The sequence below is a fragment of the Streptomyces sp. NPDC050508 genome, assembly GCF_040655155.1.
In the GTDB taxonomy this organism is placed as follows: domain Bacteria; phylum Actinomycetota; class Actinomycetes; order Streptomycetales; family Streptomycetaceae; genus Streptomyces.
In genome coordinates, this window is the sequence record NZ_JBFAJJ010000002.1 from 497,246 (window position 1) to 515,632 (window position 18,387).

Annotated in this window: 23 protein-coding genes and 1 pseudogene; 18 read left to right on the forward strand and 6 right to left on the reverse strand. The window is 66.7% G+C overall.

Annotated features, from left to right (window positions below):
• Positions 1 to 45 precede the first annotated feature (45 nt).
• Together AB0I69_RS07420 and AB0I69_RS07425 are read left to right on the forward strand one after the other, a co-directional pair.
• The gene (locus AB0I69_RS07420; protein WP_363094609.1) at positions 46 to 891 is read left to right on the forward strand and encodes a helix-turn-helix transcriptional regulator; all 846 of its coding nucleotides are present in this window, start codon (positions 46 to 48) and stop codon (positions 889 to 891) included.
• 10 nt (positions 892 to 901) lie between these two features.
• The gene (locus tag AB0I69_RS07425) at positions 902 to 1,093 is read left to right on the forward strand and encodes a DUF397 domain-containing protein (RefSeq protein ID WP_363094610.1); all 192 of its coding nucleotides are present in this window, start codon (positions 902 to 904) and stop codon (positions 1,091 to 1,093) included.
• Here the strand turns inward: AB0I69_RS07425 and AB0I69_RS07430 are convergent.
• Positions 1,078 to 1,476 carry a cupin domain-containing protein gene (locus tag AB0I69_RS07430; RefSeq protein ID WP_363095025.1) on the reverse strand — a complete coding sequence of 133 codons (399 nt, stop codon included), beginning with the start codon at positions 1,474 to 1,476 and terminating at the stop codon, positions 1,078 to 1,080. The genes AB0I69_RS07425 and AB0I69_RS07430 overlap by 16 nt on opposite strands.
• A 453-nt stretch (positions 1,477 to 1,929) precedes the next feature.
• On the opposite strand from AB0I69_RS07430, the gene AB0I69_RS07435 reads away from it, so the two are divergent.
• From AB0I69_RS07435 to AB0I69_RS07460, 6 genes and pseudogenes are all read left to right on the forward strand, one after another.
• Positions 1,930 to 2,436, forward strand: a complete 507-nt coding sequence (locus AB0I69_RS07435; RefSeq protein WP_363094611.1) for a sigma-70 family RNA polymerase sigma factor — start codon at positions 1,930 to 1,932, stop codon at positions 2,434 to 2,436.
• Positions 2,437 to 2,877, forward strand: a complete 441-nt coding sequence (locus AB0I69_RS07440) for a hypothetical protein (protein ID WP_363094612.1) — start codon at positions 2,437 to 2,439, stop codon at positions 2,875 to 2,877.
• Positions 2,878 to 3,228: 351 nt separating this feature from the next.
• Positions 3,229 to 3,438 carry a hypothetical protein gene (locus AB0I69_RS07445; protein ID WP_317770537.1) on the forward strand — a complete coding sequence of 70 codons (210 nt, stop codon included), beginning with the start codon at positions 3,229 to 3,231 and terminating at the stop codon, positions 3,436 to 3,438.
• A 329-nt stretch (positions 3,439 to 3,767) separates the two neighbouring features.
• Positions 3,768 to 5,696 (forward strand): AAA family ATPase, encoded by a 1,929-nt coding sequence (locus tag AB0I69_RS07450; protein WP_363094613.1) that lies wholly within the window; start codon positions 3,768 to 3,770, stop codon positions 5,694 to 5,696.
• A gap of 73 nt (positions 5,697 to 5,769) precedes the next feature.
• Positions 5,770 to 6,231 (forward strand): annotated as a pseudogene (locus tag AB0I69_RS07455) (helix-turn-helix domain-containing protein); the annotation flags it as partial.
• A 41-nt stretch (positions 6,232 to 6,272) separates the two neighbouring features.
• Positions 6,273 to 6,764, forward strand: coding sequence for an LURP-one-related family protein (locus AB0I69_RS07460; protein WP_363094614.1), 492 nt, complete (start codon positions 6,273 to 6,275; stop codon positions 6,762 to 6,764).
• Here the strand turns inward: AB0I69_RS07460 and AB0I69_RS07465 are convergent.
• Both AB0I69_RS07465 and AB0I69_RS07470 read right to left on the reverse strand, forming a co-directional pair.
• A complete protein-coding gene (locus tag AB0I69_RS07465; RefSeq protein WP_363094615.1) occupies positions 6,761 to 7,282 on the reverse strand; it encodes a hypothetical protein in 522 nt (173 codons plus the stop codon). The two genes, AB0I69_RS07460 and AB0I69_RS07465, sit on opposite strands and share 4 nt — an antisense overlap.
• Positions 7,279 to 8,079, reverse strand: a complete 801-nt coding sequence (locus AB0I69_RS07470) for a carbon-nitrogen family hydrolase (protein WP_363094616.1) — start codon at positions 8,077 to 8,079, stop codon at positions 7,279 to 7,281. Before AB0I69_RS07470 ends, AB0I69_RS07465 begins: the two co-directional genes overlap by 4 nt.
• 179 nt (positions 8,080 to 8,258) lie before the next feature.
• Here AB0I69_RS07470 and AB0I69_RS07475 point away from each other — a divergent pair, with 179 nt between their 5' ends.
• On the forward strand, positions 8,259 to 9,083 hold the full coding sequence (locus AB0I69_RS07475) for a maleylpyruvate isomerase family mycothiol-dependent enzyme (protein ID WP_363094617.1): 825 nt from the start codon (positions 8,259 to 8,261) through the stop codon (positions 9,081 to 9,083).
• Positions 9,084 to 9,186: 103 nt separating this feature from the next.
• On the forward strand, positions 9,187 to 9,975 hold the full coding sequence (locus AB0I69_RS07480; RefSeq protein WP_363094618.1) for a class I SAM-dependent methyltransferase: 789 nt from the start codon (positions 9,187 to 9,189) through the stop codon (positions 9,973 to 9,975).
• Between the two features lie 30 nt (positions 9,976 to 10,005).
• Here AB0I69_RS07480 and AB0I69_RS07485 read toward each other — a convergent pair whose 3' ends face one another.
• Together AB0I69_RS07485 and AB0I69_RS07490 are read right to left on the reverse strand one after the other, a co-directional pair.
• A complete protein-coding gene (locus tag AB0I69_RS07485; RefSeq protein WP_363094619.1) occupies positions 10,006 to 11,328 on the reverse strand; it encodes an MFS transporter in 1,323 nt (440 codons plus the stop codon).
• Positions 11,325 to 12,008, reverse strand: a complete 684-nt coding sequence (locus AB0I69_RS07490) for a GntR family transcriptional regulator (RefSeq protein ID WP_363094620.1) — start codon at positions 12,006 to 12,008, stop codon at positions 11,325 to 11,327. The genes AB0I69_RS07485 and AB0I69_RS07490 overlap by 4 nt, the downstream gene beginning before the upstream one ends.
• A gap of 284 nt (positions 12,009 to 12,292) precedes the next feature.
• On the opposite strand from AB0I69_RS07490, the gene AB0I69_RS07495 reads away from it, so the two are divergent.
• A complete protein-coding gene (locus AB0I69_RS07495; RefSeq protein WP_363094621.1) occupies positions 12,293 to 13,201 on the forward strand; it encodes a serine hydrolase in 909 nt (302 codons plus the stop codon).
• 118 nt (positions 13,202 to 13,319) lie between these two features.
• On the forward strand, positions 13,320 to 14,054 hold the full coding sequence (locus AB0I69_RS07500) for a hypothetical protein (protein WP_363094622.1): 735 nt from the start codon (positions 13,320 to 13,322) through the stop codon (positions 14,052 to 14,054).
• Here AB0I69_RS07500 and AB0I69_RS07505 read toward each other — a convergent pair.
• Positions 14,051 to 14,230, reverse strand: coding sequence for a DUF397 domain-containing protein (locus tag AB0I69_RS07505; RefSeq protein ID WP_363094623.1), 180 nt, complete (start codon positions 14,228 to 14,230; stop codon positions 14,051 to 14,053). The genes AB0I69_RS07500 and AB0I69_RS07505 overlap by 4 nt on opposite strands.
• Before the next feature lie 16 nt (positions 14,231 to 14,246).
• Between AB0I69_RS07505 and AB0I69_RS07510 the strand changes: the two genes are divergently transcribed.
• From AB0I69_RS07510 to AB0I69_RS07535, 6 genes are all read left to right on the forward strand, one after another.
• The gene (locus tag AB0I69_RS07510) at positions 14,247 to 14,600 is read left to right on the forward strand and encodes an ATP-binding protein (RefSeq protein WP_363094624.1); all 354 of its coding nucleotides are present in this window, start codon (positions 14,247 to 14,249) and stop codon (positions 14,598 to 14,600) included.
• 90 nt (positions 14,601 to 14,690) lie between these two features.
• On the forward strand, positions 14,691 to 15,122 hold the full coding sequence (locus AB0I69_RS07515; RefSeq protein WP_363094625.1) for a WXG100 family type VII secretion target: 432 nt from the start codon (positions 14,691 to 14,693) through the stop codon (positions 15,120 to 15,122).
• A gap of 85 nt (positions 15,123 to 15,207) precedes the next feature.
• Positions 15,208 to 15,525, forward strand: a complete 318-nt coding sequence (locus tag AB0I69_RS07520; protein ID WP_363094626.1) for a WXG100 family type VII secretion target — start codon at positions 15,208 to 15,210, stop codon at positions 15,523 to 15,525.
• A 197-nt stretch (positions 15,526 to 15,722) separates the two neighbouring features.
• Positions 15,723 to 17,396, forward strand: coding sequence for an RNase A-like domain-containing protein (locus tag AB0I69_RS07525; protein ID WP_363094627.1), 1,674 nt, complete (start codon positions 15,723 to 15,725; stop codon positions 17,394 to 17,396).
• 182 nt (positions 17,397 to 17,578) lie between these two features.
• Entirely contained in the window at positions 17,579 to 18,067 is a 489-nt protein-coding gene (locus AB0I69_RS07530) for a hypothetical protein (RefSeq protein ID WP_363094628.1), read from the forward strand.
• Complete coding sequence (locus tag AB0I69_RS07535; RefSeq protein ID WP_363094629.1) at positions 18,064 to 18,372, forward strand: RNase A-like domain-containing protein; 309 nt, start codon at positions 18,064 to 18,066, stop codon at positions 18,370 to 18,372. Before AB0I69_RS07530 ends, AB0I69_RS07535 begins: the two co-directional genes overlap by 4 nt.
• Positions 18,373 to 18,387: the final 15 nt, after the last annotated feature.

The following is an 18,387-nucleotide window of genomic DNA, read 5'->3' on the forward strand; positions in this document are numbered from 1 at the left end:
ATATTTGCAACGCCGCAACCGGGTCAGTGGAACTGAGGAGATGTCATGCCGCCGAGGGTCATCCCCACCGCACGTCAGGTACGCCTTGGCGCAGAGCTGCGCAGGTTGCGCGAGGCGGCGGGGCTGGTATCCCGTGACGTCGCGGCCTGGCTGGGGACGAACCAGGCGCAGATCAGCAACATCGAGTCGGGGAAGCACGGCATCAGCGAGGAGCGGCTGCGAAGGCTCGCCGAGCACTACGCCTGCGATGACGCCCGGGTCATCGACGCACTGGTCGACATGGCCAACGAGCGGGACAAGGGCTGGTGGGAGGAATTCCGGGGCGTGGTGCCTCTCCAGGCTCTGGATCTCGCCGAGTTGGAGCACCACGCGTCGTACGTCCGCACGTTCGAGGTTGTACACATTCCGGGGATCCTGCAGACCGAGGACCATGTGCGCAGCGCCTCGGTATTCGCGCAGCCGCATCTTCCCGAGGATGACCGCGAGGCTCGCATCGCCTTCCGGATACGACGCCAGCAGGTACTCAGGACCGGAACACCGTATGACGTGATCATCCACGAGGCCGCGCTACGAATGCGCGTCGGCGGACCCAAAGTCACCCGCGCCCAGTTGGAGCACCTTCTCCAAGCATCCGAGCAGGCGAACGTCACGATTTGCGTCATCCCGTTCGTGGCCGACGGCTTCGCTGGTGCGGGATTTCCTCTGCAGTACGTTGGCGGGGTGGTCCCTCGACTGGACACCGCGCAGATCGACACAACGCACGGCGCCGAGTTCATCGATGCCCCCGCCCAACTGAACCGCTACCGAGCCCGCCTTGAACGAGTCGAAGGTGCCGCCCTCCCGTCAGAGGCGTCCCTCGACTTCATCCGCCGTATCGCTCAGCAACTGTGAAAGGTATGCCGTGTCTCAGACTCTCCGCTGGCAGAAATCGTCGTTCTCAGGAGGAGACGACGACACCAACTGCCTGGAGATAGCCACTACCCCCACCACCCTCCACCTCCGCGAGAGCGATGAACCCGCCACCCTCCTCTCACCCACCCCCACCGCCCTGAACGCCCTACTCACCGCGCTGAAGGGTCAGTTCAGGGCGTGACCCGTCGTCGCGTCCACATGGTCCGGTACGGCCTCATGCTGGTCGCCGACCGTTGACGTGCCCGTCGGTTCGAGGACGAGGATCTCGGACGGGACGGGGGCGTAGGGCTTGTGTTCCGTGCCGCGCGGGACCGTGAAGACGGAGCCCTTGGGGAGGACGACCGTGCGTTCACCCGAGCCCGCCGGCTCGCGGAGCGCGATGTGCAGTTCGCCGTCCAGGACCAGGAAGAACTCGTCGGTGTGGTCGTGGGTGTGCCAGAGGTGTTCGCCCTCGACCTTCGCGACGCGTACGTCGTAGTCGTTGACGGTGGTGACGATGCGGGGGCTCCAGCGGTCGGTGAAGGAGACGAGGGCGGCAGCGAGGGCAATGGCCCTCGTCAGGATCGTCAACCAGCTGACCTTGGAAAACCGTCAGCTACGCCAGCAACTGGCAGCTCCTGGCCCCGTCGTCCGTCTCCTGCCCTCCCAGCCCCGTCCACCGGGTCACTGAGCACAGCCGAGAAAGGCCGATGGGACTCAAGTGCCCTGTCACCAGGCAACTCTGTCGGAGAGCCGCTCCTGACAGGTCTACTCGCACAGGGCTGAAAAGAATCTTGTTCCAGCAGTGTGAGGTTCCCGGGCCCTCCGTCGTCACACTCCACAGGAGTGGATGACGCGCACGTCTCCTCCCGCCGTCACAGGACGGCAAGCTCGCGGAGAGGGACGCCACCGAAATGCTGGCCCGATCCAACCACCCGGGGCGGCCACCGGCAGTGAACGAAGCCGCTCGCCGACCGCCCCGGCGCAAGCCCCTCCTTCGGGAGGGTCCCAAACGGAATTCCACCTGGGATGCCGCCGGTGGATGAGAAGCCGACCATCAGCGAATGGCTGATCGAAAACTTCTACGTGATCCACTTTTATATGCGACGAGGGGAGGCAGACCTCGAAGTCGCAGCGCAACTAGCACAGGAAGCCATCGCGAGGTTTCTCGCAATGGAAAAGCGGGGCGTGGACGTCGAAAGAATTGAACCCTACGCCTTCGCAGTTGCACAACGTGTCCTGTTCGACCATTACCGGGTCAAAGGGCGTTACAGATTCTCTGAGATCGAGGACAACATCCCCGATCCGCGAGAATCTGCGGAATATGTTCACGGCCTCCGTGACCTGCTTCGTCCCGAGATCAAGAAACTGCCCCGTCGGCAGCGCCAGATTATCTGGCTCCGCTACTACGACGGTATGTCCCCGAAGGAAATCGCGGACGAGCTCGGGATCGGTGCGAGGACCGTGCACAACATGCACAGCCTGGCTCTGAGACGTCTTCGTGAGGCTCTCATCCAGCAGGGAATCGAGTACAGGAGGGCGTAATTGAGTATCGAGGCCATGCTGCGCCGAGATGCTCAGGCCCTCGTCTGGAGCATGAACGACGCTGAAAAGCAGCAACTGCGGGACGAGATCTTTCCCGCAGGCGATGCTTCGGACAGTTCGGCCGCAGGTCGGTTCGGCAGCCTTCGGGCTGCCGAACCGGACTCCGGTCGGGGCCTGAGCGAGAGAGAAGAAGCAGTAGCTGTCTCGGGAGGGGATCACACGGTCCTCGACCGATACCGAGAGGAAGGAGTCAGGCACGCGGCGAGCGCACGCCGCGCGGCAGAACTTCTGGAACTCATCGGGGACGACGAGTCGGCTGGGCGCTGGTGGCGCACCGCAGCACGGCTTGGAGACCCCGACGCCATCGACTATGTCGATGCGTTTCTTGGCACTCCACCGAACCACGGCGCGCTAGCGCCTCAAAGGACAGAAGGGAGGTGAACACCTGTGAAGAATCGCGGACCCGCAATCGCCTACAGGGTGCGCGGGTTCCACACGGTCGCGGTCGCATTCTTGTTCGCGGCTCTTGTTAGCTGGCTTGTCAGCTTGCTGACAGGCTAGGAACAAGTGAAACCGTCCGTCCCTGTCACATTGGCACATGGACGAGTGGAGTCGCTCGTCTAAGTGCTGCTATTGGGGGAATTGGGAGTCGACGGCTCTCTATGTGACAGTGATGGAACTTAGGGGGTGCCCCTCAGCCATAAGGGCTGGGGGCACCTTCTCTTTACTCAGTGAGGTTTTCCTGCCCCTTCCGTCTCTCAAGGCAACACTGCTTGCAAGGAGGGGCGCGACATGAGTTCCACATCCGGCGAAAGTAACGTTAACGATGGGTCGAACGCGGCCAGGAGCGCGAAGGGAAAGATTCTTCGTCGAATTCTCCTCAAGATCGGCATCGGCCTGTTGGCGCACGAGGCGGTCGAGGAACTTGGCGACCTGATCGACGAAATCTCTGAGGTCGCGGGCGACGCGATCGAGGATGCGGGAGAGGACACAGAGAGCTGATCATGGTCTAGGCGGCCTGCCGCTCCCGTTCGGGCAGGCCGCCGCTTGCACCATGTGGCCTGCCCGCCGCACCGGCTCAGCCGTCCAACCCGGCCCCAGCGATCAATTCGTGAGGGATTGTCAGTGCCGCGGGATATCCTCAGATCTAGCTCAAAAGAGGACCCCGGCGGCGTCGAGGTCGACGGGCACCGGGGTCACTCCTGATTGGCGTCTGGAACATACCTCGAACACAACATCGAAGGCACGTAGTGTCACGCTGTTGTGATCATTGCCTCTCGACATGGCACGCCGGGCCTCCTCGCAGAATCCGAGGAAGGACTCCAGGCAAAGTGCAGCTGGTCAGAGCACACATCACCGACTACCGGTCAGTCGAGGACTCCGACATATTCGATGTCGAGAAGGACGTCACCTGCCTCGTCGGCAAGAACGAGTCGGGCAAGACGACCCTTCTCCAGGCGCTCTTCCGGGTCAACCCCGTGGAGCCCGCCGCCTTCGACGAGGTGATCGACTTTCCCGCCCGCAAGACCCGCGAGCGCAAGCAGCTCCCGGCCGGTAAGAAGATCCCCGTGGTCCGGGCGACCTTCCGCTTCGACGACACCGAGATGAAGGCCATTGAGGAGGAGCTCGGCCCGAAGGCCATGAGGAGCCCCGAGTTCGACGTCGTCATCGGCTACCGGGACACCTCCAAGAACTTCACGTTCTCCTACAACGAGGCCGCGGTCGTCGACCACCTGCGTTCCGCCCTGGACCTCCCGGCCGCGGCCGCCAAGGCCATCGGCGGCGCAAGGACCATCGCGGACCTCCTCGACGCCCTCGACGGGCTGGACGAGCCGCCGTCCGGCGCGACCGAGCTGGCCGATCGCATCCGAGACTGGCGCCGCAGCAGCCTCGGGTGTCACCTGATCGACCAGTACGCCAGCCCATCCATGCCGAAGTTCGTCTACTTCGCGGACTACGACACGATGCCGGGCAAGGTCGCGCTCCCCGACCTGATCCAGCGGCGAGCGTCGGGGGACATCACCCGCGGCGAGCGGGCGCTGCTGAGCCTGCTGGACATCGCTGGCGTCTCACCGGAGGAGTTCCAGGACTCAGACCAGCACGAACGACTGATCCGTGAGCTGGAGAACTCGGGCAACGTCATCTCGGACGAGGTCTTCGAGTACTGGTCCCAGAACACCGAGCTGGAAGTACGCCTGGAGGTCCTGACTCCCGAGCCTGGGGCCCTGCCGCCCCTCAACGAGGGGCCGATCCTTCAAGTCCGTGTCTTCAACCGCCGGCACCGCGCGTCGGTGCCCTTCGATGATCGGTCCCGCGGGTTCGTCTGGTTCTTCAGCTTCCTCGCCTACTTCAACGAGGTGGAGGCGGCGGGCACCACGGACCTGATCCTCCTTCTGGACGAGCCGGGGCTGTCCCTGCACGGCCGGGCCCAGGAAGACCTGCTCCGGCTGATCGACGAGCGCCTGGCTCCCAAGCACCAGGTCCTCTACACCACCCACTCGCCGTTCATGGTCGACCCCGACCACCTTCAGAGGGTCCGGACAGTCGTCGACATGGAGCGCGGTGGCGCGAAGGTCTCCTCGGAGATCTTCAAGGCCGACGAGGACACCGCCTTCCCGCTGCTGACTGCGATGGGCGTCGAGATGACCCAGACGCTGTTCGTGGGCGAGCACACCCTGCTCCTCGAAGGCCCGAGCGACCTGATCTACCTCGATGTCCTCACGGACGTCGCCGAGGCAAACGGGTCCACCGGACTCGACCCGCGCTGGGTCAAGACACCTATCGGCGGCTCCGGCAAGCTGTCCACCTTCGTGACGCTCCTGGGCGCGAACAAGCTGAACGTCGCCGTCCTCGTCGACTCGAGCACCAAGGACGTCGGGGCTGTCCAGCGTCTCCGGGACAACGACCAGCTCGCCAAGAACGGCCTCGTCGAGATCAGCGAGTTCACCGGCACGAACGACGCAGATGTCGAGGACCTCTTCGATCGCGACTTCTACCTCGAACTCGTCAACCGGGCCTACGCCTCCCTGCTCACAAAACCGATCAGTGCCTCCGAACTCAACGCCAAGGACCCTCGCGTCGTTCGGCAGATCGAGGCGGTGTTCAAGAAGCGGAAGATCACCACACGGTTCAACCACTACAAGCCGGCGGCGGTTCTCCTCCGCGAGCAGGCCACGCTCGCCCCGCGCATTGACGCGGCGACGATCTCGCGAGCCGACCAGCTGTTCACGCGACTCAACTCCCTGCTCCCCAAGCGGTGAGCTGAGTCTCACCCTGACCGTCGCCCTGCCCGGCGTCTTCCCTCCCTGTTCAACAAGTAGAACTTGACAGGGAATCACCGCCTCCGGCAGCGCCGCGCTCGACCTCGGGCTGCATGTCATACGGCGGGACCACGGTGCCGAGATCGCCAACGCGGTGTCCCGGAGGCTCGTCTTCGCGGCCCATCGGGACGGCGGGCAGCGGCAGTTCGTAGAGCGGCCGTTGCCGGATGTGCCCGACGAGTCGCTCGCGCCGCTGCTCGCGTGGGCTCAGGAGCGGCTGGGGGAGCCGTTGGCGGTGGCCGAGCTGGCCGCCCGCGCGGCCGTCTCCCCCGCGACCCTGCACCGGCGGTTCAGGGCGCAGCTCGGGACGACGCCGCTCGCCTGGCTGACCGGGGAGCGGGTGGCATTGGCGTGCCGGTTGATCGAGCGCGGGGAGGAGCGGCTCGACGTGGTGGCCGCGAAGTGCGGTCTCGGGACCGGTGCGAACCTGCGGGCGCGGCTGCGGCGGGAGACCGGATTGAGCCCGTCGGCCTAGCGGCGGCGTTTCGGACCGGCTGCCGGGGAAGCCGTAACGGCATGAGATTCCTCGTACGCGATCGGATCCTCGGCTTCGGTGAGGATTACTGGATCGAGGACCAGAACGGCAACAAGGTGTTCCTGGTCGACGGCAAGGCCATGCGCATCAGGGACACCTTCGAGTTGAAGGACACGCACGGGCGCGTGCTCATCGACATCCACAAGAAGATGCTCGCCCTGCGCGACACGATGGTCATCGAACGGGACGGCGAGCCCCTCGCGACCATCAGGCGCAAGCGGTTCTCGCTGCTGCGCAACCACTACAAGGTGTCCCTGGTCGACGGCACCGAACTCGACGTCAGCGGCAAGATCCTGGACCGCGAGTTCGGCGTCGACTACGACGGGGAGCTGCTCGCCCAGATCTCCCGGCGCTGGCTGCACATCCGGGAGACGTACGGCGTCGACATCGTCCGGGAGGACGCGGACTCGGCACTGCTGATCGCGGTGGCGGTGTGCGTGATCCACCTCGCGGAGAAGGAGCGGGAGGACTAGGACCTGTCCTGGTCGGCGGCTGCGCGGGCCCGGCGTCGTATCTTCAGGCGGCCCCCGACGTAGCCGCCTGCGACGGCCAGTGCGCCGAAGATCGCGCTGGCCGTCCAGCTGTAGGGGTCGACGTCCGTCCTGCCCACGAGCCAGATGAACACTGTCACGGGGCCCCACGCGGCGAGCATGGTGGCGAGTACGACCCGGGGACGGGCGGTCGACCAGGAGTCGCGTGGCACGGTGTCGTATCCGATGCGGGCGTAGTGGGCCTGGCGGCGGCGTTCGACGCGCAGGAACGCCCAGAAGAGCAGCCACGCGCACGCGCCGACCAGGACCGCCCGGAACGCCGAGAAGACCAGGCCGACGGGTATTGCGACGAGCAACCCGGCAACCGTGGCGCAGCCCGCCGGGTACCGGGCGGCGAACACCTGGGGTGCGGTCGGCGGGTTCGCTCCGCCCAAGCCGCGGTCCAGGGCCAGGAAGACGCGTCCGAGTGCGGCCAGGGGCCGCCCGGTTCTGCCGCTCAACGCGCGCGCCCTGGACGCTCCAGCCCCAGCACCCGGTCCTTCAGTGCCGGGAACTGTTCCCGGGTCACGGCCACCCTCGCCGGGTCGAACTCCACCGTGAGGACCTCCTCCCCGGCGCCCGCCTCCGCGAGGACCTCGCCCCAGGGATCGACCACGATCGAGTGACCGGCCTGGGGAACTCCGGCGTGCGTACCGGCCGTTCCACATGCGAGGACGAACGACTGGTTCTCGACCGCGCGGGCCTTGGCCAGCAGCGTCCAGTGGGAGCGGCGGCGCTCGGGCCAGCCCGCCGAGAGGACCAGGGTCTCGGCGCCGGCGTCGACGAGGCCGCGGAAGAGTTCGGGGAAACGGAGATCGTAGCAGGTGGCAAGACCGATGGTCGTCGTGGGCAGACGGACCGTCACCAGCTCGCTGCCCGCGCCCATCAGGACGGCCTCGCCCTTGTCGAAGCCGAAGCGGTGGATCTTGCGGTAGGCGGCGGCCAGCTCACCGGAGGGGGAGAAGACGAGGGACGTGTTGTAGAGGGGGCCCTCAGGGGCTCGTTCGGGGATCGAGCCCGCGTGCAGCCACACGCCCGCGTCGCTCGCCGCCTTGGCCATCGCCTCGTGGGTCGGCCCCTCCAGCGGCTCGGCCTCGCTGTCGAACTGTTCGTAGGCGAACGCGCCCGTGGTCCACAGCTCCGGCAGGACGACGAGATCGGCACCCGCCTGCTCGCGGACGAGGGACGCCATCCGACCCCGGCGAGAATCGACCGATTCGCCCTCTTCTACGGCGATCTGGATGAGAGAGGCGCGCACACTACCACCGTCCTGGCATTCGAGCCGTTCACACGGGCCTACGATCGTCACACGAAAGCACTGCCGGGGTGCCTCACAGCAGCGTAACTTAGCGTTTCAAGACACCCGCCGACAGCCACCTCCCGCTGGCAACGCCGCCCGCCACCCGACCTGTACCGACCGCCGAGGGGTCCCGTTCCGTGAGTCTGCATCCCACTCTCCAGCCCTACGCCGACGCCTGGACCCACTCCATCGAAGCGATATCCGAGCTGGTGAACCCGCTCGTGGAGGGAGAGTGGAACCGACGAACGCCGTGCCCCGGCTGGTCGGTGCGTGACGTGGTCTCCCATGTCATCGGGCTGGACAACGAGATGCTCGGCGACCCCCGCCCCATCCACACGCTCCCCCGCGACCTCTACCACGTCACCAACGAGCACCAGCGGTACATGGAGATGCAGGTCGACGTACGACGCCACCACACGGCGCCGGAGATGACGTCGGAGCTGGAGTACACGATCATCCGCCGCAACCGCCAGCTGCGGAACGAGTCGCGCGACCCCGGCACGAAGGTGCGCGGCCATGTCAGCACCGAGGTCACGCTCGAAGAGTCCATGCGGAACCACGCGTTCAACGTGTGGGTGCACGAGCAGGACCTGCGCGCCGCCCTCGGCCGCCCCGGAAACCTCGACTCACCCGGCGCGCACATCACCCGTGACGTGCTGCTCGCCGCGCTCCCGCGGATAGTGGCCGACGAGTCGGGCGCACCGCGCAGTTCGGCGGTCGTCTTCGACGTGCACGGTCCGATCGAGTTCCTCCGTACGATCCGCGTCGACATCCAGGGCCGCGGCAGCCTCGAAACGGCCCCCGCGCTCGGCCCCGCCGCCACCCTGATCCTCGACTGGGAGACGTACGTCAAGCTGGCCTGCGGCCGGGTCCCTCTCGACTCGGTGACGGACCGCGTCAAGGCGGACGGCGATCCGGAGCTGGCGGCTTCGATCCTGCGGAACTTCACGGTCACGAAGTAGGGCGGTCCGGCAGCAGAGCGCTCCGGCAGCAGGGCTGTGCCGGTGCCCGGTCGTCCGGGAATTCGCTGTCGGTGACCGGCCGTCGGCGGCTAGCGTCCGCCACATGTCCGACAGCGGCGAACTCACGACCACCGAAGCGGGAGCAGACGGTCCGCCCCGCCTCACCCGGCTCACCTTCCACGGCCCCCTCTCCGAGGAGCGCGCGGCCCGGATCGTGCGGCGGCTGACCGCTGCGGCGCCGCGCACCGTGCTGGACCTCGGCTGCGGCTGGGGCGAGTTGATGCTGCGGGTCCTGGCCGCCGTACCGGAGGCGCAGGCCACCGGAGTCGACCTGAACGGGCGGGATCTGAGCCGCGGGCGTCGCAACGCCGAGGCGCGGGGGCTCGCGGAACGGGTGGCGTTCGTCGAGGAGTCGGCCGCGGGGACGGTGCGCGGGCCGGCCGATCTCGTCCTGTGTCTGGGCGCGAGCCACGCCCTCAGCACCGAGGAGCCTCCCGGGCACACCGCGGACGCCCTGCGCGCGCTGCGCCGACTGGTCTCCGACGGCGGGCGCGTGCTGCTGAGTGAGGGCTTCTGGGAGCGCACTCCGACGCCGACCGAGCTGTCCGGGATGTGGGCCGGGGCCTCCGCCGACGAGCACTACGACCTGGCGACGCTCGTCGACCTCGCGGTGGCGGCCGGGTTCCGTCCCGAGTGGATCGAGACGGCGAACCCGGACGAGTGGGAGGAGTTCGAGTCCGGGTACCAGGCGGACTTGGAGGTGTGGCTCTCCGGCCACGGCGACCATCCGCTGGCCGGCAAGACCCGCGCACGCCTCGACGGGCACCGGGCCGAGTGGATGAGCTACCGGGGCGTGCTGGGCATCGCCTATCTGACCCTGATCCCTGTGTAGGGCACGGGTGATCCCTGTACAGGGCACGGCTCACGCCGGCACGTGCACCGTCTCCACCCGGCTCGCCACCAGCCGCTCGCGCTCGCGGCGGGCCGCCCTGCGCCGTAGCCGCAGGATCTGGCTGACGCCGACCGCCTGGAGCAGGAAGATCACCGAGAAGGCGATCGAGTAGTTGTCGCCGGTCGCGTCGAGCAGCACACCGACCGCGAACAGGGTCGTCATCGAGGCCGTGAAACCACCCATGTTGGTGATTCCGGAGGCGGTGCCCTGACGCTCCGGCGGATTCGCCGGGCGGGCGAAGTCGAAGCCGAGCATCGAGGCGGGCCCGCAGGAACCGAGCACCGTGCAGAGCACGATCAGCAGCCACATCGGCGCGTGGTCGCCGGGGTAGAGCAGCGTGACCGCCCACACGAGCGCCGTCGCGCCGACCGTGCCCAGCGCCAGCGGCAGTCGCGCCGTGTGGTGCCGGGCGACGATCTGGCCGTAGATCAGACCGACCAGCATGTTGGACAGCACGACGAGGGTGAGGAGTTCGCCGGCGGTGGCCCGGGACAGGCCCTGGGCCTGGACCAGGAACGGCAGGCCCCACAGGAGCAGGAACACCATCGCCGGGAACTGGGTGGTGAAGTGCACCCACAGGCCGAGGCGGGTCCCCGGTTCGCGCCAGGAGGCGGCGATCTGACGGCGGACGTAGGCCGCGCCCCGGTGCGGGAACGGCTCCGGCTCGTGGCCCTCCGGGTGGTCCTTCAGGAAGAGCAGCAGAAGGACGAGGACTACGACGCCTGCGAGCGCGCTGCCCGCGAAGGCGGCCGTCCAGCCGATGCCGTGCAGCAGGCGGGCGATCACCAGGGTGGAGACGAGATTTCCGGCCATTCCCGCGAGGCCCGCGAGCTGGGCGATCATCGGGCCGCGTCGCGCCGGGAACCAGCGGGTGCCGAGCCGCAGCACGCTGATGAACGTCATCGCGTCGCCGCAGCCGAGCAGCGCGCGGGAGGCGAGGGCGGTGCCGTAGGAGGGGGAGAAGGCGAAGCCGAGCTGGCCGGCCGTGAACAGGATCGCGCCGATGGTCAGCACCTTCTTGGTGCCGAGGCTGTCGACGAGCAGGCCGACGGGTATCTGCATGCCCGCGTAGACCAGCAGTTGGAGGATCGAGAAGGTGGACAGGGCCGAGGCGCCCACGTGAAAACGCTCGGCGGCGTCGAGACCGGCGACACCGAGGGACGTACGGAAGATGACGGCGACGAAGTAGACCGAGACGCCGATGCCCCACACGGCGAGGGCGCGCCGGCCACCGGGCGGATCACCGGGCAGCGAGAGAGCAGAACTGCTACTGGAACTGCTACCGCTACTCATCGGACCTCGCCCCGAGCCAGGTGGGAGAACCAGTCGACGTGCTGGTGCACGATCCCGGCGGCCGCCTCGGCGTCGCCGGTGCGCAGCGCGTCGAGGATCGCCGCGTGCTCGGTGAGCGTCTTGGCGATGCGGTCGGGGTGCGAGTGCATGATGGCGACGCCCATCCGCAGCTGCCGGTCGCGGAGTTGGTCGTAGAGCCGGGAGAGGATCTCGTTGCCGCCGCTGCGGACGATCTCGGCGTGGAAGCAGCGGTCGGTGACGGCGGCGCCGGCCAGGTCCCCGGCGGCGGCCTGTTCCTTCTGCCGCGCGAGCAGCTCTTCGAGCCGGGCGATGAGCGTCGGCGACGCCGGTACGGCCTTACGGACCGCGTGCTGCTCCACGAGCATCCGGGTCTCCACCACGTCCGCGATCTCCTGCGAGGAGACGGGCAGGACGAGGGCGCCCTTCTTCGGGTAGAGGCGGATCAGCCCCTCGACCTCCAGGCGCAGCAGGGCTTCACGCACGGGTGTCCGGGAGACCCCGACGGCCTCGGCGAGCTCACCCTCGGTGAGAAGGGTGCCGCCCTCGTAACGCCGGTCCAGGACACCTTGCTTGACGTGGGTGTAGACGCGGTCGGCGGCGGGCGGTTGCTTGACGGCGAGCGGGGAGGAACCGGTGGTGGCGAGGGACGGGGACGACATGTGGACAGCATAGATACAACACGTACGCATAAGGGAGCGCGTCCAGGATGCGGACGGAACCAAAGGGCGCAGAGGGCGCGTCTACGGGGGTGCACCTACGGGCTGCATCCACGGCGTGAGTTTCCGCGGCCGGTTCTCGGGGGCGTTTCACACATTCGAGGAACCCGGCGCAGCAACCGCACAACCTTCTGTGCTACTTACGTGTCACACACGTGCGGCCCTTCCTTTCCCCCCTCCAACTGGGCCGTTCCTCAGGGGCATTCAACGTATTCGGGGTACCTCAGTTGATTACTGCCATTACCGGCATCAAGGGCAGCCGCTTCCGCAGAGCCGCCGCGGTCACCGTGACCGCAGGCGCCGTGCTCGCGACCGGCGCCCTGACCGCGGCACCCGCGCAGGCTGTCACCAAGCCGACGATCGTGGCGGCGGGCGGTTTTGTGATGAACAACGCCACGGGCAAGTCGCTCTACACGAAGGCCGCGGACACCAAGCGGTCGACGGGCTCCACCACGAAGATCATGACCGCGAAGGTCGTGCTCTCGCAGTCGAACCTCAACCTCGACGCCAAGGTCACCATCCAGAAGGCGTACAGCGACTACGTGGTCGCCAACAACGCATCGCAGGCCCACCTGATCGTCGGCGACAAGGTCACCGTCCGCCAGCTCCTCTACGGCCTGATGCTGCCGTCGGGTTGCGACGCGGCCTACGCCCTGGCCGACAAGTTCGGCACGGGCTCGACGCGGGCGGCGCGCGTGAAGTCGTTCATCGCGAAGATGAACTCGACGGCGAAGACGCTCGGCCTGACGAACACGAAGTTCGACTCGTTCGACGGCATCGGCAACGGCAACAACTACTCGACGCCGCGCGACCTGACGAAGCTCGCCAGCAACGTGATGAAGAACTCCACGTTCAAGACGGTCGTCAAGACCAAGTCGTACACCGCCAAGACGGTCACCAAGACCGGCACCACCCGCACGATGGCTGCCTGGACCAACACGAACACCCTGCTCAGCAGCTACAGCGGCACGATCGGCGTGAAGACCGGCTCCGGCCCCGAGGCCAAGTACTGCCTCGTCTTCGCCGCCACCCGCAACGGCAAGACGGTCATCGGCACGGTCCTCGCGTCGTCCTCCGTCCCGCAGCGCGCGACGGACGCGACGAAGCTCCTGAACTACGGCTTCGCGACGCTCTGACACACCGACACGTTCTTCGGGGACCTGCCGCATGCCAGCGGCGGGTCCCTTTGTCGTACGGCGGCTTGTCGTACGACTTTCTGGTACGACGGTCACGTGGTGAGGAGTTGAGTCGGCGATGCCGGCGAACGACCGGGACCTGGCGCAGTACTTCGCTCTTGAGGGCGCCCGAACTCTGCTGAAGCACTACAGGGACTACGGCAAACCCGTCCCAGATGACGCCGAAGCGTGGCGGCGGGACCTGTTCCCGGTGATCCGGGGACTGTGGAACGCCTCGGAGGAGGGCGGCCGGAACCTGTACGAGATCGCGGCGCAACTCCGCCTGGCGGCCGACCTGTTCGGGCACGACCCGGCCGGCGGACACCCCTCCCTCACGAACTTCCCGAGGGCCGAGTCGGCGGCCCGCACACCCGAGGTCTACCGGGCGGTGGCCGCGTATGTGGAACGCTGGAAGGCGCCGTTCGACCGGGAAGCGCTCTTCGGAACACCCCTGACCGCCCGTGAACTCGCCCTGCGTTTCCCCCGGTTGAACCAGTTCCTGGTGAACTACTTCGGCCAGGACGGACTCGCCGTCGACGACGACATGCAGGACGCCACGTTGGAGGAGGGCCTCCACCTGGTCATCTCGGACACCCACCCGTGGTGCCCCTGGCAGCTGCCGGGCCTGATCGCCGAGTGCGCGGAGGCGCGCGCGGTATTCCACACCGAGGAGCAGTTGGACGCGTTCTTCGGCGGGGGCGGGATGGGAGGGGGGTCGGCAGGCGAACGGTTCACCGACTTCTTCCCGATCGTCATCAGCGCCTTCACGGAGCACCTGAGGGAAGCGCACTCCCCGATGTGGAAGCGGAGCTAGACGGCACCCACGTGCGCGGCGAACACGGCCCAGGTGGTGGGGGTGAGCCGGAGTACGGGTCCGTTGCCTTGCTTGGAGTCTCGGACGGCGATGGTGGTGGGGATGTTGCGGGCGACTTCTACGCATTCGCCGTTACCGCTGCTGTGACTGGACTTGGCGAACTCGGAGGGGGGCACGGTTCACAGCGCCCTGGTGAATGTTGCCCGCGCCCGCAGACACGTCGCCCACCTCACCACCACCTGGGGACACCCCCACTCCGCTGGCGACGCGGCGCTACTGGCAAGCGAGTTGTGCACGAACGCCTTACTGCACGGATGCCTGCGCGACCGCCTGTTCCGCGTGGAGACGTCCGTCATCGGCAACGCCCTGCGCGTGGCGGTCACCGACCCGAGGGGCGAACGGCTGCCGTACCCCCAAACGTCCACCCACGACGACCAGTTCGGCCGCGGCCTGCTCATCGTCCGTACGCTGGCGGCCCGTTGGGCCGTGGAGAAGCTCACCGTCGGCAAGACAGTCTGGGCGGAGTTGGACATCGCGGGACCCTGAACGGCCTCGCTTCGAAGCCACTGCGAACCGTAGGATTATTGCAACAGCAAGTGACGTGTGATGCCGACGCGACGGGGGCGGAGATACGGCATGGCAGTGCCCGGAACCGGTACGACCCAAGGCGGCGGTCCTGACCTACGCGTGACGTCCTCCGACCTCACCAAACTCGCCGGCGACCTCGACGACATGCAGGACCACCTCGACAAGCAGGTCAGACGCATGGACGCGATCGTCGACCGCATCGAGGCCGGCTGGCGCGGCCCCGCGGCGACGGCGTACCGCGAATTCCACCGCGCGGCGACCGAGGACGCCGTACGCATCCGCGAAGTGATGAAGCTGCTGGAGCAGGCTGTCCGGATGAGCCGGGACGGCTTCTCCGCGAACGACATCGAGGTGCTGGAGCGCATGCGGAAGATCCAGGTCAACGTCGGCAGCGAAGTCGACAAGCTGTCCACGCCCAACATGGAGGCGACGGGCGGCGATACGCCGACGCCACCCCGCAGCACCCTCGACTCGTTCTGATCCTTCTGATCCTTCCGAACGCGGGCCGCCGCCAAGTACCCATCACCCAGCCATAGTTGCCAACCGACCGATATCCAGGGGGATCATGTCGACCGGGGCTTCCGCCGACGACGACCACATAACCGTCTCCTTCGCCACGCTCCACGACCTCACCGCCGAGCTGGAGGACATCCTCAAGCAGCTCAACGGCAAGCTCGACGACCTCTACGACCGCGCCGAACCGGTCGTCCTGTCGTGGAAGGGCGAGGCCCGCGAGGTCTTCGTCGAGAAGCTCGACGAGTGGGACCGGTCGGCGCAGGACCTGCAGGCCGCACAGAAGTGGCTGCACTCGTACGTCACCACGGGTCACGCGAACTACTCGGCGGCTCATCGGGCGGTGCTGCGGGGCTGGGGGGCGGCCTGATGACCACGCCCTCCCCTTCGCCGTCGACCACACCCCCGGCCACTACGGGCAGCGGCTCACTGCCGGCCCCGTCGTCCGGCTCGGGCGGCGCGACCCCTGCGCCTTCTCCCGGTTCGCTCCAGGACCCGCAGGGCAAGGACCTCTCCCAGCAGGACACGGTCTCGGCACGGCAGCAACGCTCCGACGAACTGGCCGCGATGAAGCCCGCCGCGCCGGGCAGCAGCGTGGTCACCGGTTTCGACATCCAGCCGCCGCACGTGTACTACGCGTCCTTCATGCTGCGCAACGCCCAGTACGACTTCGCCGACCGGGCCAAGAGCCTCGTCGACACGCTCGACGGATACGAACACGCGGTGGGATGCGGCTCGGGGCCGGAGGCCTTCGCCAAGGCGTACGCGGAAGTCGCCGGTCTCTTCCTCGACGTCTGGGACCGGGCCACTGAGGGCGTCGGCGGTGCGGCCGTCGGCCTGACGGTGACCGCCAACAACTACGCGGAGGCGGAACACGCCACCAACATCCTGACCCCGGCGGTGGTGAAGAAGAGCCCACCGGCTGTGCTCAAGAAAGCCGGCGCGGGCGGCCCGGTCGCCGAACTCGCCTGGGGCAACGCCTCCGCCGAGGACGGCTGGGGCAACGCGATCATCGACGAGGTCTCCGGCGCGCTGAGCTGGGTCGGCGACCAGGTGATCCGCCCCGTCCTCAAGCACGCCCTGCGGCACGGGAAGGTCGCGGACATCACGCCGGGCGGCGACGACGTCAGCCTTCCCAAGATCGCGCTGGCCTGGCGGCAGGCGGGCACGGATGCCAGGAAGTCCGCGGACGGCTTCGACGACGCCATCGGCTACATCACCAATCCTGCGCCGGGGAACGACGAGTGGCAGAGCGCGATGAAGCAGTTCTGTTCGGCGATCTGGGGGACGACGGCGTGGGGACAAGAGCGACACGGCTACAAGTGGAAACACGACGACCGTCAACAGCCCGCACTCGACGTGCTGCAGGACACCGCTCGTGACGTCGCCACGGCATGCGACGCGGTGAGCACGGAAGTGACGAAGGTCAGGTCGACGATCACTGACGTCTACAAGGACGCCGCGTCGAAAACCTTCGCCGTGAAGGGCATCCTGGACGCCCTGGAGAAGCTCAGTGAACTCCCCGAGCTGGCCGCGGAGTTCATATCCAACATCGACACGGGACGCCTCAATCATGCCGTGGACTCCTACAACCACGGAATACACAGTCACGCAGACGGCTTGACCAAGCTCAAAGACGCGCTGGAAGAGGCCAGGCGCAGTGTTCCCACGTACGCCGCCGAAGAGGCGCGCGCCGAGGCGTTCGGTGCGCGTTCACTCAATGAGTTCAAAAAAGAGCACCGCTTCACTGTTCCGGGGCAAGATCCGGACAACATGTTCTTTCCGCTGGACCTGGCCAGCCAGGAAGGTCTGTACGGCAGTCACGTGATCGACAAGCACGTCGGACTCACCGACGACCAGTTGAGAATGCGACTGCGAGACCAGAGCAGCGCACCAGCTGCATCAGCATTCCCGGATCTCAATTCCGCCCAGAAGTTCACGACATCGACAATCGAGAACGTCGACAACGCAGACCGGATCGACAAGTGGATCGAGGGCGTCAAGAGGAAGATCAGGAACAATCCAAATTACAACCCGAACAATTCGGAACTTCAACCTCCCCTCTTTAAAGAATTTCCTGGACAGTCCGTCGGGCGCAGCATCTCGCGCGACGACTATGATAATGACGGCATGCAGGCCAGAGCTGCGAACATGACCTGGGTACAGGTCCGTCTGATCTACAAGGTGGGCCTGGAACCGCCCTTCATCGTACTCACAGCCATGCCCCACAAGGCGCCATAAGACAGGTGATCAGCGTGCCCTCACCTCTCCCGCCCTCGCTGCTCTCGGACGGCCCTGCACTACGCCTCCTGGACATCGCCATCGCAGCACAAGGGTCCCAAGGGAAACTATCGCTGGACGATGAGATCCGACGGTACATCCGAACAGTCAGCGGAGATTGGATCGCGCGCTGGAACTGTTCCGTGTACACCGCCACTGGCATCCTGGATACTGTCGCCGACCATCTTGAAAGAAACCCTGACCTCGAATCTCTCCCGTCAAATTTCCTGGAGAAGATCAAGCAGGCTTGCGACGGTATGAATCCGGCAGACTACTTGCGCACACTGGCCGAAATAACTCGAACACTCGAACGGCAAGGAGTACCGGAGTATTGGGAACTCCCGATGGGGAGCTGGGAATTTTTGCAGACGTTTCCTCACCTGTTCGGACTCGATGCAATCCTCATGGATGAGGGGGACCAAGAATTCACAGATGTGGTGCGCTCCGTCGTGGCGAGCGAACACCCCTACTGCCATGAACGTGCTGCTTCCTACACCACGGAGGCACAGCGCGCTCTCGTCCTTTTCCCAGGTCCGGATGCCCTGAAAAAGCGACTTTCCTGGGCCACCCACAGCCGTCTTCAGGAAGTCATCGACACCATCAACGAACACATGCAGCGAGAGCATTCATGACCGCGCATCCGACCCGCGTCGCCACCTACCCCGACCGCGAAACCGCCCAGTGGGCCACCCAACAGGTCGTCACCGCCAACGAGCAGGTCATCCACCGATGGCTCGCCCAGTCCACCCGCCCCCGCCTGACCATCGAGGCGTCCTGGCCCTCCCGCCCCGAACCGGTCGGCCGGGTACTGCTCCAGGCGATGATGCTGGCCGGACGCGAACCCGTCGACGTACGCGCGGCCCGAGTGATCCTGAAGCGGGACGCGTCCCGGCCGCACGGGTTCGCAGTCCACGCCACGTTTCCGATGTACCTGTGACGACGACCCGTAGAG

Coding starts and splice junctions, on each gene's coding strand:
- AB0I69_RS07535 (WP_363094629.1), top strand. CDS start 18,064: ATGACCGCGCATCCGACCCGCGTCGCCACCTACCCCGACCGCGAAACC.
- AB0I69_RS07525 (WP_363094627.1), top strand. CDS start 15,723: ATGAAGCCCGCCGCGCCGGGCAGCAGCGTGGTCACCGGTTTCGACATC.
- AB0I69_RS07515 (WP_363094625.1), top strand. CDS start 14,691: ATGGCAGTGCCCGGAACCGGTACGACCCAAGGCGGCGGTCCTGACCTA.
- AB0I69_RS07485 (WP_363094619.1), bottom strand. CDS start 11,328: ATGAGTAGCGGTAGCAGTTCCAGTAGCAGTTCTGCTCTCTCGCTGCCC.
- AB0I69_RS07420 (WP_363094609.1), top strand. CDS start 46: ATGCCGCCGAGGGTCATCCCCACCGCACGTCAGGTACGCCTTGGCGCA.
- AB0I69_RS07490 (WP_363094620.1), bottom strand. CDS start 12,008: ATGTCGTCCCCGTCCCTCGCCACCACCGGTTCCTCCCCGCTCGCCGTC.
- AB0I69_RS07520 (WP_363094626.1), top strand. CDS start 15,208: ATGTCGACCGGGGCTTCCGCCGACGACGACCACATAACCGTCTCCTTC.
- AB0I69_RS07500 (WP_363094622.1), top strand. CDS start 13,320: ATGCCGGCGAACGACCGGGACCTGGCGCAGTACTTCGCTCTTGAGGGC.
- AB0I69_RS07445 (WP_317770537.1), top strand. CDS start 3,229: ATGAGTTCCACATCCGGCGAAAGTAACGTTAACGATGGGTCGAACGCG.
- AB0I69_RS07480 (WP_363094618.1), top strand. CDS start 9,187: ATGTCCGACAGCGGCGAACTCACGACCACCGAAGCGGGAGCAGACGGT.
- AB0I69_RS07460 (WP_363094614.1), top strand. CDS start 6,273: ATGAGATTCCTCGTACGCGATCGGATCCTCGGCTTCGGTGAGGATTAC.